15 protein-coding genes are annotated in these 18885 nt (G+C 42.1%); 3 read left to right on the top strand and 12 right to left on the bottom strand.

What is annotated here, in order from left to right; all coding sequences use genetic code 11:
• Positions 1 to 97 precede the first annotated feature (97 nt).
• The 7 genes from N475_RS21110 to N475_RS21080 form a co-directional block, all read right to left on the bottom strand.
• Positions 98 to 1573 (bottom strand): cytochrome P450, encoded by a 1476-nt coding sequence (locus N475_RS21110; RefSeq protein ID WP_063365909.1) that lies wholly within the window; start codon positions 1571 to 1573, stop codon positions 98 to 100.
• 3 nt (positions 1574 to 1576) lie between these two features.
• A complete protein-coding gene (locus N475_RS21105; protein ID WP_063357860.1) occupies positions 1577 to 2185 on the bottom strand; it encodes a chorismate--pyruvate lyase family protein in 609 nt (202 codons plus the stop codon).
• A 22-nt stretch (positions 2186 to 2207) separates the two neighbouring features.
• On the bottom strand, positions 2208 to 3755 hold the full coding sequence (locus N475_RS21100) for a flavin-containing monooxygenase (protein WP_063357859.1): 1548 nt from the start codon (positions 3753 to 3755) through the stop codon (positions 2208 to 2210).
• A 97-nt stretch (positions 3756 to 3852) separates the two neighbouring features.
• A complete protein-coding gene (locus N475_RS21095; RefSeq protein WP_063365908.1) occupies positions 3853 to 5409 on the bottom strand; it encodes an amino acid adenylation domain-containing protein in 1557 nt (518 codons plus the stop codon).
• Entirely contained in the window at positions 5406 to 6548 is a 1143-nt protein-coding gene (locus N475_RS21090; protein ID WP_063357857.1) for an acyl-CoA dehydrogenase family protein, read from the bottom strand. The genes N475_RS21095 and N475_RS21090 overlap by 4 nt, the downstream gene beginning before the upstream one ends.
• Positions 6549 to 6590: 42 nt before the next feature.
• Positions 6591 to 7811 carry an NAD(P)/FAD-dependent oxidoreductase gene (locus tag N475_RS21085; RefSeq protein ID WP_063357856.1) on the bottom strand — a complete coding sequence of 407 codons (1221 nt, stop codon included), beginning with the start codon at positions 7809 to 7811 and terminating at the stop codon, positions 6591 to 6593.
• The gene (locus N475_RS21080; protein ID WP_063365907.1) at positions 7808 to 8884 is read right to left on the bottom strand and encodes an alpha/beta fold hydrolase; all 1077 of its coding nucleotides are present in this window, start codon (positions 8882 to 8884) and stop codon (positions 7808 to 7810) included. Before N475_RS21080 ends, N475_RS21085 begins: the two co-directional genes overlap by 4 nt.
• Positions 8885 to 9180: 296 nt before the next feature.
• On the opposite strand from N475_RS21080, the gene N475_RS21075 reads away from it, so the two are divergent.
• Genes N475_RS21075 through N475_RS21065 form a run of 3 tightly spaced genes read left to right on the top strand, consistent with a single transcriptional unit; the run spans position 9181 to position 11357 of the window.
• On the top strand, positions 9181 to 9771 hold the full coding sequence (locus N475_RS21075; RefSeq protein WP_063357854.1) for a carboxymuconolactone decarboxylase family protein: 591 nt from the start codon (positions 9181 to 9183) through the stop codon (positions 9769 to 9771).
• Between the two features lie 10 nt (positions 9772 to 9781).
• Positions 9782 to 10102 (top strand): 2Fe-2S iron-sulfur cluster-binding protein, encoded by a 321-nt coding sequence (locus tag N475_RS21070; protein WP_063357853.1) that lies wholly within the window; start codon positions 9782 to 9784, stop codon positions 10100 to 10102.
• 10 nt (positions 10103 to 10112) lie between these two features.
• Entirely contained in the window at positions 10113 to 11357 is a 1245-nt protein-coding gene (locus tag N475_RS21065; RefSeq protein ID WP_063365906.1) for an NAD(P)/FAD-dependent oxidoreductase, read from the top strand.
• Between the two features lie 66 nt (positions 11358 to 11423).
• Here the strand turns inward: N475_RS21065 and N475_RS21060 are convergent, their stop codons facing one another.
• The 5 genes from N475_RS21060 to N475_RS21040 form a co-directional block, all read right to left on the bottom strand.
• The gene (locus N475_RS21060; RefSeq protein ID WP_063357851.1) at positions 11424 to 12239 is read right to left on the bottom strand and encodes a sterol desaturase family protein; all 816 of its coding nucleotides are present in this window, start codon (positions 12237 to 12239) and stop codon (positions 11424 to 11426) included.
• 119 nt (positions 12240 to 12358) lie between these two features.
• Complete coding sequence (locus N475_RS21055; protein ID WP_063365905.1) at positions 12359 to 15490, bottom strand: efflux RND transporter permease subunit; 3132 nt, start codon at positions 15488 to 15490, stop codon at positions 12359 to 12361.
• On the bottom strand, positions 15490 to 16842 hold the full coding sequence (locus N475_RS21050) for an efflux RND transporter periplasmic adaptor subunit (protein WP_063357849.1): 1353 nt from the start codon (positions 16840 to 16842) through the stop codon (positions 15490 to 15492). Before N475_RS21050 ends, N475_RS21055 begins: the two co-directional genes overlap by 1 nt.
• Entirely contained in the window at positions 16826 to 17470 is a 645-nt protein-coding gene (locus tag N475_RS21045; RefSeq protein WP_063357848.1) for a TetR/AcrR family transcriptional regulator, read from the bottom strand. The genes N475_RS21050 and N475_RS21045 overlap by 17 nt, the downstream gene beginning before the upstream one ends.
• A 91-nt stretch (positions 17471 to 17561) precedes the next feature.
• Positions 17562 to 18461 carry a sulfite exporter TauE/SafE family protein gene (locus tag N475_RS21040; protein WP_063357847.1) on the bottom strand — a complete coding sequence of 300 codons (900 nt, stop codon included), beginning with the start codon at positions 18459 to 18461 and terminating at the stop codon, positions 17562 to 17564.
• Between the last annotated feature and the right edge of the window lie 424 nt (positions 18462 to 18885).

The following is an 18885-nucleotide window of genomic DNA, read 5'->3' as shown; positions in this document are numbered from 1 at the left end:
AATACAGTGGTTTTGTATAGATAATTGCTATCGCTATAAAAAAACCACCTTTAAAGGTGGTTTTGGTGCTTTTAGTCATTATACTAAATAAAGAGAATTAAAAACGCGGCTTAGCTTTAATTTCAACTTCTTCTGGCACTAAGAATACACCAGAAATGGCCTTCAGGTTTGCCTCTTTACCCTCTGGAATTGAGAACTCAAACTTGTGTGCCAATTGCGCAAATAGCGTATGAATAATGTATTTACCAAAATGTTCACCTAGGCAGCGGCGCTGTCCTAAGCCAAACGGAAAAGCTTTCCCTTGCTGCTTCTTGCTCAACTCACCATTGTCATCCAAAAAGCGCTCTGGGATAAATTCATTGGGCTGCTCCCACAATGTTTCGTCTCGCGTCACGCTGTAATTATTGATCACCAGTGGAGTGCCGCCAGGAATAAAGTAACCGTCCAATAAAGTATCTTTGCTGGTCGCATAATTCGCAGCAGGCATAGATGTAATCGAGCAATGGCGTAATACTTCTGCGATGAAGGCTTGCGTATATGGCAAATCTGCTTTGTGTTTATTAAGTGGCACTTCGTCACGCCCCACTACTTCGTCTAATTCTTTTTGCACGCGCGATTGATATTCAGGGAAGGCTGCCAAATAAAGAAGTGCCCAACGCATTGCAAACGCGCCAACACCACCACCGGCACCTGCGACTTGAGTTAAAGATCCTACAACAATTTCTTTTTCCCCAATATTAAGCGCTGCTTTTGTTGCATCATCAACGCTGTCATTCGCTTCAAACAAGTAATCACATAAATCGCGATATTCACCCGGCACGTAATCTTCTTTGCGACGACCCACGTTAAATGACACGTATTGGTCTAATCCATTTAAATTTGAACTAAATTTCTCAATCGCATCGCCATACTGAGCGTAGTATTTCTCTTGTAAATCAGGTGGCATCAATTCATGACGAGTACTGTTGATGAACCCGTTAGGAAGCCAGCTTAGGCTTTTTTCATCAAAGATACTCACTTCGAACTCACCGAAGCGGTCGTCAAACATCACTTTATGTAAGAAGCTGGCTAACTTTAGAGAAACTTCTCTGTTTGGATCAAATGCAATATCTCCCTGCTCTTTCCAAACGGCTGCAATATCGTTAATCTCAGTCGTCATCCAATCTTCAATCTGATCCCAGCGAGTGGCAAAGTATTCGCGCATTGCATATGCAAACACCTTGCGGTGCACTTGCCATTGCTCACCGGCTTCTAATTCCAAGAAGTGTTTTTGTGGAGCAATCTGTAAAATTTCATAATCTGCACGTACATTGAATACATCATTTTGCGCTACAAGTGCTTCTCTTATGTACTGATAGCCATTAAGCGCAACAATTGGACCCTTAGCGGTTTCTACTGAGTAGATATCACCGTACTTTTTTGACAGCTCTTCAATTATGAGGTGGTAATCTTCACCCCAGAAAAAGCGTTGACCGTCCTCACTATTAAACGGAATATGAGGAATCGTAGGTGTTAATTTATCTATATCTAACTTGCTCTGTGGCAAAGCTTCTGCTGTATCGGTATTTTTCATTGGTCAAATCCCACTGACTAAGGTTGATAATTCTACTGATGCGAATTGAGAGTCGAACTGCTCTGATTGCATATACCAAGCAAATGGAAACTTCTCGGTAATGCGAAATATTTTTTTCCCTTGTGAATACACAAGATAAGTGCGGTATAACACAAGATCACTTGGCTCCACAGCGAAGTGATGTGACAAATCACCTGCATATTCGAAGCCCCATGAGAGCAAGGTCTTATAGGTTTCTATTTGAAATTTTTCCCACGCTTTTCCGATAGGAATACGCGTTTCGGTTAATGCTCGAGAAAAGTTCACGTTCATATTGCCGTGATAAACCAATGAGTCGGCGTATAAATAAGGTAACCCAGTTTTGGCCCCATTAAGGGTGATCACGCGCTGTTGGCAATGCATGTCTTCCTCATGAGGGAGTACACTGACATCTGCTTCAAGCAGCTTATCGACCACAATTTGCTCTCCCACAATACTTTCAAGTAACTGCGTCACGGTACCATCTGTGCCTAGAATGATTTTTTGTAGGTAACTGAGTCTGCTTAAGTTATAGGTTTGAGCATCAAGATTTTCATCTAAGTTGCTCAAACACTCATCTGACAATTGGATCATGTCCTTTCCTCGTACTAGTTATTTACTTGCTGATTTCACGTAACCCATCTAACCGCAGACGGGAGAGCAATTTTTGTGCTGCCAAGGCGACTTCAAAATGAATGATCCGTGGCCAAGAGCTAATGTTTGGAAAGCTCAGTAAAAACTCTCGTGCCGTATGTGTCATGTTGTTGGGCCCATCAAGACGGTATTGGGCAGCAAACTGCGGGTTGTGAAGTAATTTCACACGCAGTAAAGGGTCTTTAAATAAGCTGGGTATTTGTGGCATACAGCCTACTAGTTTCGCCATTGAGTCCATGTAGTGGCAATAGTTCACCAATGAAGCCACATGTGGTGTGATCTTGTATTCGGTCTGCCAGTGTTTAGTATCGTGTTTCACAACATCGTGCATTTCCGACAATGTAGGCAGTTGTGCCTCACCACTCGCCAGTTTTGATAGATAGCGGCACTGCATTTCAGCAATTACTGGAATTCCTCCTTGCTGAGGGCGCACAAAGCCGATGAAAGACAGTGAGTGCCCCATTTCAGGTATAAACATTTGCTTAAATAGATCACGCATATTTGAAATACTGACATCCAAAAAAGGAAAGCTAAGCTGATATCCAGTACAAAATACGACTGCATCTACTTCTTCTCTTGTGCCATCCTTAAATACCACTGAATTTTTTTCGAAGCGTTCAATACCACCGATATTTGGCATAACCTTACCATCTGCTATCGGACGGAAAAGGCGCTCATTTTTAGTTACTGCCTGATGGTGAGAGGGTCCTGATTTCTTAAGCCACTCGCCTCGGATCCGGACATGATCATTGCGGCTATTTACGTATTTGTTGAAAATGCCTTTGGTGATCCCGCCATGATATTTGTGCGGTAGTTTGTTCACGATACGCGAAGTCAACCATGATGTATCAATTGTAAAATATGGATCTTCTTGAAACGCCATATAACGCGGCGCAACAGCCGGATAACGGCGCAGTGACAAAATACATTTGCGAGCTACTTCAGAAATTTCGGATGTAATGTCGGCCGAGCTTTCTCCCAAGCCAACGCATAAGACGCGTTTGCCTGTGTACTTATGTTTGTCACGATAGTCGTTGGAGTGTTCAATTTCACCATCAAACATATCAAGACCTGGTAAGTCTGGCAGCTTGGGCTTTTGGAAGTGTCCAGAACATACAGCAACCATATCAAACTCTTTACTGTGTTCTTTTCCCCCGCTTTTACAAGTGACTATCCACTTATCGCCTTGCTTCTCTACACGACGGACTTCATGATCATAGTGAATATGTTTTGCGATATCGAAACGCTGTATGTATTCACCTAAATAGTTGATGTACTCTTTTTTTGACCAAAACTTCAGTTTTTGATGATTAGGGACATAGTCAGAATATGCCATAAAATAATTAGAGATTGTGAGGTGTAAATCATCGTAGATCTTTTTATCTGCGAACACCCCTCCGAAGCTCTCTGCCTTTTCAAAGCAAGTAACTTCATGGCCACCATCTGTTAATTGTTTAACGGCGGCAATACCAGATAAACCAGCACCTATGACTGCTATGGTCTTATTCATAATTCTCTCCGTGTATAGCAAGGAACTGCTTGTTGTTACTGCCTCAACAGCATCTAGATACAGCCCCTAGGTTAATGTTTACAAAGACGTAAACTGGTTACGCTCCACTTTGCTCAATGACAGTCGCTTGTTGTGGGCGTGATTCTGATAAGCTTTGACGCGATAGTTTGCCATTACGGTTACGTGGTAAAGCATCCCAGTAAACAATTTGCTCAGGAAGCATGTACTTTGGTAATCGCTTGGCGCAGTGCATTTTTAACGTCAGCAACGACGGAGGTTCAGATTCAGTTGCAATATGTGCTTCAAGTGTTTTGGCCTCACTCAATACAACTAAACACTCATTGATCTGAGGGTGTTGATACAAAGCACGTTCAACTTCCCCAAGGTGTACACGGTACCCTTTGACCTTCACCATATGATCTTGTCGCCCGACATACATCAATTCACCAAGTTCATTGATATAGCCAATGTCACCGGTGTTGTAGGCACTTTCTGCTCTGGGTTCTTTTCCCCAGTAGCCAGAGAAAACAGTCGGACCATTAACAGTGATGAACCCCTTCTCACCTATATCAACTTCATCACCTTGTTCATTGCAAATGGAGATACGAGCACCACTTGCAGCATAACCAATGGGTAATTCTTCAGGCACCATGTCCGGTACTTTGTAATAGCTGCATACATTGGTTTCAGTCGGGCCATAAAAATTGAAAAGCGCCGAATTTGGAAATTGCGCACGCAGTGCTTTCAACGACTTCACATCAAATGCTTCTCCAGCAAATATAATTGTATGAAGTTGTTTGCATGACTCACCAAACTGTGGGTCTGTGTTCATCATCATGGTCAAGGCAGTAGGCACGGAATACCAAATAGTGATGCCGCGCTGGGCAATGAAATTCACTAATTTTTGCGGAACATAACTATCCAGTTCAGAAACTAAATGCACACTTGCACCAATTGAAAGCGCCACATAAATGTCCAAAACAGACAAATCAAAATGCCATGGTGCATGATTAGATAATCGATCTTGGTGAGTGGGTTTCACCTTTTCAATTACCCACGTTACAAATGCAAGTGCGTTGGTGTGACTGATGCGAACACCCTTTGGTACTCCTGTTGAACCAGATGTATAAAGCATATAAGCAAGATCATCACCACCAATATCGGCGCTCAATCTTAAGCTTGATGGCTGACAGCATTTGATGTCCTGCCAACTGCTAGCCTGATTAACCTCAAGCGCTTTTGATGCAGCAGCATTGAACTCCCCCTCACTGTCTAACACTACAAAGTGACAACCTTCGGCATAATGCTCTCTATACTGTGAAAACTTTGCTTGCGTAGTAAACATCACTTTCATCGCGCAATCTTTGCGAATAATATCGACGCGAACCATAGGATTCATTGGGTCAATAGGAACGTAAACTGCACCGAGCTTTGTCACTGCAAGCATGGCAGCAAGCGCTCGACACGACTTGTCAGCCCAAATGCCTACGCGATCACCAACTTGAATTCCTTTACTTTGTAGCAGCACCGCAATTTGCGTTACCGATAACGACAACTCGCCGTAACTGTATGACTCGACGCTATCAGTTACTGCTAGTGCATTGTCACCAACTTGAGACAGCCCGCTTGTTAGAACGTCACTGAGTATCTTCATAACAAACCCAACCTATTACAGATCAATTCTCGTTGTATATCGGACGTGCCAGAAAAAAGAACCGAGCCTAGAGCGTCCCGAATACTCGCATCTACGCCACTTTCTTGCAGGTACCCAAGTGCACCATGGACACGAATCGAATCGATACCCGACTGCACGAAAGCCTCACTGATGGCCAACTTGCTAGATGCAACAGCTTTCGTATTATCTACATTCTGCGACTTTTGCCATGCTGCGAAATACAACAGCAATCTCGCACTTTGTAGTCGCACTTCCATATCTGCAATACGATGTGAAACCGCCTGAAACTTACTTATTGTTTTATCGCCCTGTTTACGCGTATTCGCGTATTCAATACAACGTTCTAAATCGCGCTGCATAACGCCGATAAACAAAGCGAATAGGCAACATCTTTCCCAGTCCATAGATGCAGCAAAGATCCTTGCACCTTGGCCTTCGCTACCTAGAACATAATCTTTATGCACTTTTACTTCGTCGAAGAATACTTGATTAAGTTGCGCTGAGTTCAATCCCAGTTTTTTGTAACTATTACCTACTTCAATTCCAGGCAAGTCCGCAGGTACTACAAAGGCTGTTTGGCCTAAATACCCAAACTTAGGATTTGTTGTAGCGTATAAAACAAAATAATCAGCTACACTTCCGTTTGTTACATAGGACTTTGCACCTTTAATGATGTAGTAATCACCCTCTCTCCATGCTTTAGTTGTTAACTTGCCAATATCTGAACCAGCTTCTGCTTCAGATATTGCATTGGCTGCAACTTTTTCACCGCTCGTTAATCCCGGTAGCAACTCCATTTTTAGCTTTTCGCTGCCGTGCTCATAGATGGGCATCGCACAGGCAAAAGTATGTGCAGCACCGGCAAACAAAATACCCGTATCGGCACAACCTTGGCCTAAGCCCTCTAGAATTTTCACCGTGGTTAAAATATCAAAGCCGCTGCCACATGAAGAATACTTACTATCTATAGGTAATCCGTAGTAGCCAAATTCGCCAAGCGCGTGCCAAGCTTCTTTGGGGAATTCCCCATCAGGCACTTTTGAAAAATCTAAGTCCCTTGCAAAGCTCAGTGCATGCTCAAACAACTCGAGCTGATCCTCATTCCACTCAAAGTTCATAATCAATCCTTCCCTTAGAAAGGAAAAGCGCAATGCTTTTCCCTAGCCAGCCATCTGCTTACGGTCGTACTCTTCAATTGCATTTCTGAAGATGGTAGGTGCTTTCCAGCCCTCACAATCAAAGCAGCAGCCCCCAAGTAAGCGAATTACTTCGTCACGTAAATCAGGGTTTTGCATTTGATATCCAAAGAAGATTGGATAAATCCAGAAGTAACGAATTAAGTCAGCCGCAATCTGTTGCCCGCCATTACTCCAATCACGATAGGCATAGAATGGCGTTTTCCAATCATTGCCATCGATGGCTTGCTTGATTGCATCAGCAGCGCGGATGCCCTCCTTCATCGCGAATGACACACCATAAGAGAAGATTGGATCTAAGAAGCGGTGCGCATCACCGATACAAAGCCAACCATCACCGACAAAAGGTTCAATACGATATGAAAAGTCAGCCATCGATTGCGAGTCACCAATGCGCTCGGCATTTTGGAATCGCCTTCTGATCTCTGGACTGATGTTTTCCATGCCCCATGCGATAGCATCATCAGGGTTCTTGCACTCTTTGTAGTAAAGGTCTTTCGGGATTACGATACCTAAGCTATCTGTATCTGGCGAAATTGGGATGATCCAAGACCAGTGATACTGCTTTGAATACAAAATAGTCGTGTTTGTTGAAAATGGAGGTAAGTCTCGCTCAACACCTTTGTAATGTGCAAAAGAAGCAATTTGCTGTGAAAAGAACTCAATTTCACGCTTACCTGCAATACCTTTTCTAGATAAGAACGTATTTTGTCCACTTGCATCGACAAGTACTTTTGAACGCACTTGGTGTTCCATATCATCCGCTTTGTATATAGCGCCAACAATTTTGCCTTCATGTTTAATCACATCTTTTACAAGGCCTTGCTGATATTCCACCCCATGCTCAAGTGCTTTGCGCTTAAGCATATTGTCAAAATCACTGCGTCTTACTTGCCAAGTAGGCGCCAAAATTGGAATAAAGAACTCATTTTTTGACAAAGAGCCTATTACATTCACACCAGGCTTGTCTGGAAAGCCTGCTGCGTCCATTTCTTCAGCCAGACCCAAATCACGAATAATCTGACCCGCGTTGCCTGTTAACGACTCTCCAATATGGAAACGAGGAAACTCGTCTTTTTCGATACATAAAACCGATAAACCTTTTTTGCGACATTCAATGCCACACAAACTGCCCGCAGGACCACTACCAATAATGACTACGTCGTAACTTTTGAATGAATTCATGCCATTTCCACCTTGTTTAAGAAGTCTTCAACAACCCAAACAAACTCTTCTGGGCGTTCGGAAGCTGAAAAGTGGCCACATCTCGATAGTCTTGTGACTGTCGCATTTTCAAGTTTTTCAGCCGCTTTTTCGCTCCACTCAGGTGGGATAATTTGGTCGTGGTTACCTGCAATAAACAAGGTGGGTACTTTTACACCATCAAATGTTGTCGCCATCGATTTGCGAGCATATTCATCTAAGAAGGTGTGATATGCGGGGCGAGATAAAACATCATTGAGTAAATCTTCAAGTGCAGGTGTCATCTTAGGTGGGTGGTAATATGCAGCCGCTAAGAATTGCTCTGGATTGGCAGACATTTTCTTTAAATCTCCCCACCAGCTTTCAACGTCATCGACCAGACCGAAACCAGTACATACTAGCGCTTTTACTTTATCTGGATGACGTCTCGCAATCTCTGTTGCAATCATACTTCCAGCTGAGTTAGCAACTAATACCCACTCTTTTTCTTCAAGTGTCTCAAGGTATTGAAGCGTGTATTCAACATGATCAACATATGAAGGTGAGTCGTTGTTGCTTTCACTCAAACCAAAGCCAGCCAAATCTAATGCAACCGCATTGTGACGACCTTGAACTGAGCGTAGTGTAGATGACCAAGAAGTTGATGGGTTACCCAGTGCAGGTAATAGAATCCACAGAGGCCCATCGCCTTCTACACGCAGTGTATGCTGCTTGAAACCTTCGCCTGCAGCAACCAATTCGCTTTTGATACCATAACTTTCTTGCAACTTAACTAAACGGTCAAGTTCCGAGCTAGCTTCTTCAGACTCTACCTGTTCTTCAGTACTAAGTGCTTTAATAAGCGCGCACAATGTCTCAATGTTTTCGAAATGTACCGGCGTGATATCGTGCTCTGGAATTTTAGCGCCATAACGCTGATCAACATGAGCAAGTAGTCTCACCATAGATAGAGAATTTAAAATCCCTAACTCTAGCAGTGGTGTGTGCTGGTCCAGATCTGGGGCAGCCCCTTCCAGTAAGTCTTGATTTATAAATTCAATAAGTTCTTCAATCATCCTAGTTTCCTATCTAGTCTGGCAATATTGTTGACCCTCAAACAACGTACAAAACCAAGTTGGCCTACACGTTTTTTCAGGTTGGTTTTCTGTCCGCATTCACCTTGTTGACATGTGTGAGAAATATCTAAGGAGATATGCAATCGCGTTTTGTTCGCCTAAAAAAACCTTACCGCTATCGAGGTTTTTTCAACATAGCCCCTGTGGACTATCCCTTTGGTCCAAACGGACTATAGGCATCAGAGAACAAAAAACTTACTTTGTTGAGAACTTTCACCAAGTCAGGAAACAAGGATATGAAACAGGGTAAAAACCATTTAGTCACACCAGTTGAGAGGGAGTCGACACCTCATTTGGAACCGATTTATCAGGCAATAGAGAACAATCTTGGTTTTATCCCTAACGGTATATTGACCATGGCTAAGAACCCAATGTTGGCCCAAGCTTTTGGGCAAATGTTTGGATGTCTAAGTAAGTTTGAACACATCAGTAATGAGTTGAAGTGGGCCATTGCCACAATCAGTAGTAACGCTGCAGGCTGTCAATACTGCCAAGGTCACTTCTCACACATTGCAAGCAGAGTAAACGTCAACAGAGCCAAGGTACTCGCGGCATTTGAGTTTGAAACGAACGTTTTATATGACGATGCAGAGCGTGCAGCACTGAGATTTGCATTTGCTTGTAGCACCTCTCCAGCGCATCTAGAAAAGGTGCATTATGAAGAGTTAGGTCGACACTATTCAGAAGCGGCTGTTATTGAAATTGCTGCCGTTGTTGCAATTTGCGGATTCTTAAATCGCTGGAATACCGCAATGGATAGCCAGCTAGAGGCAGACCCTGCCGCTATTTTGGACGAGATAAATCAAATCACTAAATTCACAGTATAAGGACACCATCATGCCCGAGATTACATTTGTTGATTTTGCTGGAAATGAAACCAAGGTAGATGTACCAAGTGGTACTTCTTTGATGCAAGCTGCCATGGAAAATATGGTCGAGGGCATCGAAGCTGAGTGTGGAGGTTCAGGTAGCTGTGCGACCTGCCATTGCTACTTAACTACTGATTGGCATGGCAAAATTTCGGACCCAGATAGTAACGAAAGTGACATGTTAGAAATGGTAACAGAACCAAAAGATTTGAGCCGATTAAGCTGTCAGGTACTGGTTTCTGACGAGCATCATGGATTACATGTTCATTTACCAGAGTCGCAATATTAAGGAAGACGTTATGCAAAGGTGTGTCATTATCGGGGGTGGCCATGCTGGCGCCCAAGCTTGTGCAAGTTTGCGCAAAGAAGGATGGACAGGACAGATCATGCTGATCACCGATGAAGACAGCCTGCCCTATCATCGTCCGCCTCTTTCAAAAACTTACCTGCAAAATCAGGTCTCGGCAGAACAACTTTTAATTCGCCCAGAAGCTGCCTATATCAAGGATGATATTGATGTTTGGTTAAACACGAGAGTAGATAAAATAGAACCTGCAATTCAAAGTATTCAATTGCAAAGCGGAGAACACATTAGTTTTGACAAATTACTTATCTGTACAGGCAGTAGAGCCCGAAAAGCTGATTGCCTAGGCGCCGATTTGGGTAACATCTTCTATATAAAAACGCTAAACGACATAGAGAGCTTATCTGCGGCCTTAACCCGTGACGACTCAAAGAAATCTCGCCGTATTGTTATGGTAGGTGGCGGTTACATAGGGCTCGAAACGGCCTCAGTACTCAAGAAAATGGGCCACGATATTACCATTATCGAGCGAGAGTCGAGATTACTGGCAAGAGTAACGGCACAAAGCATTTCTACTTTTTACCATAAATTGCACAAGCGCAATGGCATCAAAATATTTACCGATACCAATGTTGTGGCATTCCAAGGCAAAGATACCGTCAGTACTGTGCTTTGTGACGACAAAGTTATCCCTGCTGACATTGTCATCGTCGGCATTGGCGCTCAAACAAATACCGAGCTTGCACACAGTGCCGGGCTACTAGTTGAGAACGGTGGCATAGTGGTGAATGAGCTTTGCCAAACCACGGACGTCAACATATATGCTGCGGGAGATTGTACGATTGGTATTGAACATCACAGTGGTCTTGCAACTAGGATAGAGTCAGTGCCAAACGCGTTGGAGCAAGCTAAGACAGCAGCTGCCACCATCTGTGGAAAGCACAAGCCTGTTACTTCAGTCCCTTGGTTTTGGTCAGATCAATTCGACTGTAAAATACAAATTGCTGGTTTGAACACAGGTTATGATGAAACCCTATTGCGACAAGCTGACAACCAAACCTTATCACTTTGGTACTTAAAGCAAGGTAGAGTGATAGCCGCAGACTGCATTAACTCTGCCAAAGACTTTATGGCAGCCAAAAAAATCATTGCACAAAAGATCCACGTACCTCGAGAAATTTTATCCAATTTAGATGTTGATTTATTTAAAGAATTAGCCAGGCTAACTCAGCCGAGTTAACCAACTCACATACAAAGTACGCACCCCAAGCGTGAACCCAAAAGAGCCCAATATGGGCTCTTTTTTTTATTCTTTCTTTGGCTTTTTACGCCAATAAACCCGAAAGTTAAACGGGTGTAATAGCTCCCCAAAAAATGACTTGCTGTAGCCGTCACGAACGCCTAAATCAGTGTTGCACGGCCCTGGCACCCGATACGTGCCAAACGCTCTATCAAATACCGAAAATACAGTTGCAAAGTTAGTTTGGTAAGCTTCACGTTGTGTTGCATGATGCCAACGATGCATTGCTGGTGACACGAAAATCGCACTCCATTTACCATAAGTCCAAGGAATGTCAGCGTGGATAAAGTAGCCGTAGTAATTTCGGATCATATTGTTAGCCACAATCGCAAAGGGCGGTACACCCAGTAAAATTAAAAAGGAGGTATCGATAATGAAGGTCGTTAAGTAGTTCAACGGATGAAAGCGCTGTAAAGTAAGCCAATTCATATGCTCGTCGGTATGGTGTACACGATGCAGCGGCCATAAAAACCTAGAATGCTCAAATCGATGCCGCCAATAGCCAATAAAGTCACCTAAAAATACTGCAATAAAAATTGCGACCGGTTGAGGAAGGTCGTACCAAATACTCCGGTCAATGATGCTCCATTGATATCCATACAAATAGGTCAAAATAATCGACATTACAGGTGTTAAAAGCAATAAATTGACACTCATTAAGGAAAAGTTAAACGCACTGCCTGTAAGCGCAGGTTTTACTTGTTTATAAACTTCTTTTCCCTTTAATAGATAAGCTAACAAAACAAAAAAAACCGCTAGCATAATTAAATTGCTAAATGCGGTATAGAGCTGTCTTGCGGCCATCTCTAATACTTCTAACATCGTATGGGCTGATCTCACTATCTATTTATCAGCCAGTTTTAACAATAAAAAAAGGTGCCTACAAGCACCTTTTGTTTGAGCGTAAAAACCAACTGTGTCAACGGTAGTACTAAAAGCAGTTAGGCATGCACTGACTTATGGGAAGTGTGAGGTTTCGCTACACCAAAATCCTCCAGAATGCTGTACAAACAAGGTAAGACTAATAAAACCAAGCATGTAGATGTCATTATGCCAAATACAATACTAGTTGCTAAAGGAATCAATATTTGCGCTTGAAGACTGGTCTCAAACAACAAAGGTGTCATGCCTGCAATAGTTGTTACAGAGGTCAGCACAACCGCTCTAAACCGATCATGGCTAGCCTGAGCAGCGGCTTCATGTACACTCATTCCCTGCTTAACTCGACTCTTAACAAACTGCACAAGCAAAATCGAATCATTTACGACGATGCCTGCTAATGATATGAACCCCATCAAAGAAGGCATTGAAAAATTGATGCCCATAATAAAGTGCCCCCAAATTACACCTATCATGGCAAGAGGGATAGATACCATCACAATCAACGGCTCTATATAACTATGAAATTGCAAAGCCAGTAATAAGAAAATACCAATCATGCCCATTAACATAGCGCGACGCATGGACCCCTGTGTAATGCCTGCATTTTTCACTTCACCTTCAATGGTATAAGTCACATCAGGGAAGCGAGCTTGTAAGTCATTCAAAAAGCGTTTCTTCAAGTCACCAACTACGGCACTTGCCGTATTGAGCTCGCTATCAACATCAGCATAAACAGATACACTAGTTTGGTTGTCCACCCGGTTGATCACTGCAAAGCCTCTCGTTTGCTCGATATTTACGAGCGCTGACAAGGGAATTGCCACCCTAGAAGAGGGGTGAATAATAGGGAAATTGTCAAAATCACTGAATTCATTCAAACTGTTATCATCGAGTTTGACAGTCACTTCATAGTCTTCCAAACCAACGTGTGTCTCCAATAGTTTTGCGCCTTGGAAAGCCGGTCGAAGTTGATTTGCTATTGTTGCTGAATTAATCCCTAAATCTAACGTACTAGGCTTGAGTGTTAGAGTATATTCGGGCTTACCGGGTCGCAAATTGTCCGTAATATTTTGTACTCCCTCATACCCTTTCAACCATTTTTTTAGCTCATATGCGGCGTAGGTGAGCTGAGTAATATCGTCGCTTTTCAACCTTACGTCCACTGCTCTGCCCTGAGGGCCTAATTTCGGCTCTTTAAAGGACAAGGTCAATGCTTCTGGTAATGCTCCGAGTTCTTCTCGCCATGTATCGGAGAATGCTTGAATCGTTGTATTGCGCTGCTGCGCACCCAACAAATCTACTGAAATATAAGCTAAATTAGCCCCTTGATCTTGGTAATCAGGGTTTTCACCATAAGTGATGGTCATTGCTTTCACCAACTCTGAATCTTCATTTTGGCTCAATTTCCGATTGGTACGTTTGAGGGCATCTTCAATTTTGTACATAGTTTGCTGAGTCACTTGAAACGGTGTGCCATTTGGCATTAGCAACCTCCCTTGCAATACATCTCCATCGATATCTGGAAAAGCAGTAAACTTCAACGTGCCCGATATCAACATACTCAAAGAGAATAGAAAGCATGCCACTACACTTCCTATTACTAGATACCGATACCTAATAAGCCTATTGTTCAGACCTAGAATTTGATCATTCCAATGACGAAATTTCGTTTCAAAGCTCGCACGAACTTCCCCAACCCTAATCGCAAATTTTGTTTTCTTTGGCTTACTCTGTAGTGCATGTGCAAGATGGTTAGGTAAAATTAGAAATGCCTCTATCAATGAGACAGTGATCACAGATATCAGCACAATGGGGATGACTTTAAGAATTTGCCCTAAGTTACCTTCAATGAACACCAACCCGACAAAAATACATAAAGTTGTGACAAATGAAGATAATACACCTGGCAGTACCACTAAAGTACCTTGCAGCACGGCTTCTTTAATAGGTAACCCTTGTTCTACTTTAGTACCAATAGACTCTGCGATAACAATTGCATCATCCATTAGAATCCCCAGCGCCAATAGTAGTGCGACCATAGACAGCATATTGATTGAAATACCAAAATGTAACATTAAGAAAAAACTAGCTAGAAACGAAACAGGAAGTCCCATTACTACCCAAAATGCGTATTTAAACGAGAAAAACAACCACATGACGCCAAATACAAGTAACAGACCTTGCCACGCATTACTAATTAACAGTGAAATTCTGTCCTTTACCAAGCTCGTGTTATCACTGGTGAGTGTTAGTAATACGGTCTCTGGTAAGTTTTGCCTTATTTGTTCAACGACTGCTTCTGTGGCTTTAAGCACTCTTAAACTGTCATCTACTGAATTTTTCTGTATCGTTAATATGGCCGCTTGCTGGTCGTTATAGAAAATCCTTTTTTCATCTTTTTCAAAAGTATCATTTACATCACCTATATCCGCGATGGTTACATCGTTACCCTCTGAGCCAAAAGAAACAACTAGATTTTGCAGGCTCTCTACATCCCTGCGCTCATCCATCATACGTATTTGTGTATCTGAGTATGGCGTTTTTAATGTGCCAAGAGGCAGCTCAATATTCTGGCTTTGTACACGCTGTCCAAGTTCTTGAATACTCAATCCATGCTGCCTTAACATTTCTTGTGAAGCCGTTACACGAAGCTGATGCTTTGAAAAGTCATTGATCTCAACGATTGGGATCTCAGGATGTCTAAGTAGTTGTTGCTTAACTTTTTCTGCCAAAGCCTTTAGCTCAACTCTTGACAATGAACTGCCTTTTGCTGCGAGTGCCACACTCACTACATCCTGCGTTCTACCTCGCTCCTTGATGGTCCACTGTTCGACTTGAGCCGGAAAGTCATCAATTGTGTCAATGGCATTTTTGACATCTGTTGTAAATTGCTCAAAATTACCATGTTCAAACATTTTAACTGTCATTTGGCCGAGGTTCTGTCTTGCAACACAATGCTTTTCTTCCATAAAACTAATGCCATCAAGTGCCTTTTCTAAGCTTAAGCATATTTTTTGCTCAACGTTTTCAGGCGTAGCTCCTGGATAAGGTACAACGATGTCTATTTGATAAGTTTCGATTTCGGGAAGCGTTTCTCTTTTTATTTGCGGCAGACTAAAAATGCCAATCGCGAGAAACAACACCATTAGGATGTTCGCTGCTGTGGGGTGCGCAATAAAAAACCTGATCATCAGTGCAGCTCCTTCGCATTCACCTTACTTAACTGCGCTGGGGCTTGAGTAAAGTGGAGCTTGGTACCTTCAATTGCAGGGAACAGATCAGTGGTAACAAGTCTTACTCCTTCTAGCTCATCTCCTTCTAGTAAAAAGCTATCGCCCTGTTTAATCGCGCCTTGCATATCTACTTTTTTCAACAAGTCATTTTCGTCTGCTATTAAAGCAAATTTGCCCCTCACCGCATGCCTTGGTACCACGACAAAATCTCGCTCAGCAGCTGTCAGTGAAACTTTTGCGCGCATCCCTGCAAGTAAAGGTGGTTTCTCACCTAATTTTATCTGCTCATAGCTGTTTTTTATTGCAACAACAACACCAATTGTTTGACTTTGTGGATCTATTTCGTCACTCAGGCGCTCTATGCTCGCCTGCCATGCAGCTCCCTTTTGAGATAGGATTTCAACGGATGCAGCTAACTCTTGCGCTTTTAAATAAGTTGCCATACCGTTGTTGGAAATATTCTCGATGCTTGGCTTTTGTTTAAAGAAACCTGAAAATTGGTTAAATGTGCTATAGGTAAACTGAGCGTTAATTAGCACTTTTTCTACGTCGCTGGCACTAAACAGCGCAGCTCCTTTTGTTACAAGCTGGGAACGTTCAACATTTACTTTATGAATACGACCGGTAAATGGTAGGCGGATTTCGGTTCGCTTTATATCTAATTCAGCTTTATTAACGTCGGCCTGTGCTTTTTTAACTTGTGCCTGTAGTGCTTTTATTTCAAGAGGGATCAGACGTTTTTGGTTCATGTGTCGCTGCAGATCCTGCTGTTGAACAAGTACATTCTGCTTTGCTTTATCGAGCTCAGTTTGCGACACACTCGACCTGTCAAATAACTTCTGTAAACGCTGAAATTCTGACTCAGCGATCCCTAATTTATGCTCGCTAAGTTTAATATCAAGCTTATTATTCTCTTGTGCTGTTCTCTTCGCAGCCAAATCTACATCCGTTGTGGCTAGATTGGCTTTTGCCTTCGCTAACTGTAATTGGTAATCGCTGTCGTCAATTTTAATTAGCAGTGTCTCAGCCTTAAAAATTTCACCCTTTTTAAGTGCTGGATGCAAATATGTGACAGTGCCAGTAACTTCAGCAAGACTATTTAATTGAATATTTGGTTTAACTTTACCGTAGCCCGTTATTTTAGGGTGCACTGATTGCTGCTTTAAAATTTCATATTGAGCTAATTGCCCTGAGGGTTCTACGTTATCGTGTCTAATTGATGATTTCAATTTGACAACCAAAACCACCAATAGAATGCCAATCGCTATTGCAATTGGCAGGTTTTTTTTTGCACTAAAATTCCACCTCATCGATGTCACTCTCCTTAAGTCCATGTACAAAACGCTGGTATATATCCTTTGCCCATTGCTCACCTTGTATTTCAGAATCATCGATTCCCCAAGCTTGCTGCCTTAACGTCTTCAAAATATAGGGAGAAACTAACAGTGTAATGAGCTGAAAAGCGGCAAGTTTCGCTTTTCTTAAATCTTCAACTCCAGCCTCTTGCTGGATCAATTGCGGTAAAAACTTAGAGACACGCGCTGGGAAAGCCCCCATAAATGCTTTTGCAAGCGGTGTGGTTTTATCGAGTACTTCTTCATTTAGTAAATGCACGAACCCTGGATGAGTTTGTAATATTTCATCAAATCGACGAATGAACAAATACAGTGGTTTATTATGCTCATGTAGTTCTTCAAACTGCGAAAAGTGTTCATCTGCAATTGCCTGAATTAAATGTACAAATAAATTCTCTTTGCCACCAAAATAGTACTTTATCATCGCCGAATTAATGCTTGCTTGCGCTGCAATATCACGAATTGTAATTTGACTATAAGACTTTAAATTGAGAAGCTCTTTTGCTGCCAGTATTAGTTTTGCCCGCTGTTCTGCTTGCTTCACTTCACATACTGGCCTACCTCTTGTGACTTTTGTTGTCATATCCTGTTCCAACGCCTTTTTTATTTTTTTAATCACACAGTTAATTAAACAAAAAGTTTTGGCCACAGTCAAACAAATGTTTAATCTTTGATCAAATATTTACGTTTTGATACCACAGCTCGTAACTGGTAAATGACACTTCTAATACAATCAAAAATAGTAGAAAACTCACCAACTGGCCGACTTTCACTTTCGAACATACATAAGCTCCAAGTGGTGCCCCTACTACAACGATGGGAATAGCAGCCAATAGGTAACTTTCAATTTGAGGAGTAATTGCGTTTAAGTGCCAAGCGTTTATTGCACTCCCAACCAGTGAAGTAAAAGCCATGACAACAACCGATGTTGCTGTCGCTTTTTTGATATCAGCGTTGTAGGCAATAACCAGCAATGCAAAGAGCGCGATATCCGACCCTGAACCGACCAATCCACTTGCAATCCCCCCAATGAAAGCGACTAACATAAAACGTATTTTACTGGGGTTGATGTGTTGCGCACTTTCTTGATGATGCGCTTTTCGCCACCAACGCAACAGCATTGTCACTGCGAAACATAACAATAAAAAACTGAATATGGATTTAACCACCAACCTAGGCGACATAGGCGCAATGTAAACTAAACTCAAAGCGACACCCAAAGCGGACATGGGAAGCGCTAAAATCACTAAGTTTGTGTATATTGGAATTCGCCGACAAAGTATTGTGATTGTAGCCGCTGTCATACCAAAGCTTTGTATCGCCAATGAAAACACCTTCGCTGTACTTGGTTCAATATGTAGCACTTTTGTCATCACTGGGAATGCGACCGCGCCACCACCTAACGCTGTTCCTCCAGCTACAAAGGATCCCAAAGCCATGGTGGCAGCCACTTCAACCTCTTGCAATATTTGTAATAAAGCACTTGAAAATCCTTGCATCCAAATCAACGCAGCGTAAATAAAAAGCGTAAAGTAAAAAGGCCATGTCGCTGGCTGTCTCAGTTTATCAATCATGGTATTCCTCAATCCCTGCTACAATGGCTGGAAGTCTAACAAAAGGAAAATACCGCTGCGAATAGTCTTTTCGGACCATAGCTGAATAACCCTCTAAAAAAATTTCGCTTTATACGAATTATAAAAAAAGGGCGATCAAGTTAATTTCTCGAAAATGAGTAGTTTTTTACTCACGTTATTGATTTGGATCAACTTGACATTTTTTCACAACAAGTCATAGCCGTTAAAATAATCAATTATACCCATTTAAATCAAAAACTTAAAAGGAATAAAGTATTCAAACAAACACACCAAATAAGGGTATATAAATATTTTAATACTGTAAAAAAACCATAAAAGAACACTTTTTTAAACTTTTATACTTATTTACCACACAATTCTTTCACTTTTCGTTGATATCAATTCCCCGTTCATGTTTAATTAA

It is taken from the genome of Pseudoalteromonas luteoviolacea DSM 6061, assembly GCF_001625655.1.
Classification (GTDB): domain Bacteria; phylum Pseudomonadota; class Gammaproteobacteria; order Enterobacterales; family Alteromonadaceae; genus Pseudoalteromonas; species Pseudoalteromonas luteoviolacea.
This window is presented reverse-complemented; position numbering and strand designations above follow the sequence as displayed.